The organism is Micromonospora sp. SL1-18 (assembly GCF_047921505.1).
Taxonomy (GTDB): domain Bacteria; phylum Actinomycetota; class Actinomycetes; order Mycobacteriales; family Micromonosporaceae; genus Micromonospora.
Genome location: NZ_JBLROA010000272.1, coordinates 1 through 255 on the forward strand (window position 1 = coordinate 1; position 255 = coordinate 255).

Annotated in this window: 1 protein-coding gene; it reads left to right on the forward strand. The window is 70.6% G+C overall.

The annotated features are described in order from the left end of the window. Window positions 1–60 precede the first annotated feature (60 nt). Window positions 61–255 (forward strand): hypothetical protein (locus ACNAW0_RS30910; RefSeq protein WP_416291565.1); only part of this gene is annotated, 195 nt, incomplete at its 3' end.

The window sequence follows — 255 nt, forward strand, 5'->3', positions numbered from 1 at the left end:
GCGGCGAAACGCCGTAAGGACGGTGACCCGTCGGCGCGGTTCCCGCGTCGTCGTCGGGCGTTGATGCCGGTGCGCTGGTATCACGGCACTTTCGGCCTTGATGGCCGGCGGGTGCGGATCCCCACGGCGCAGGGCGCCCCGTCGTTGTCGGTGAGGTTGGCGCGGGAGGTGCCGTATCCGGTTGAGCAGGTCCGGTCGGTCACCCTGCTGTGTGAAGGCGGCCGCCTGTTCCTCGACGTGACCGCGGAAGTCCCG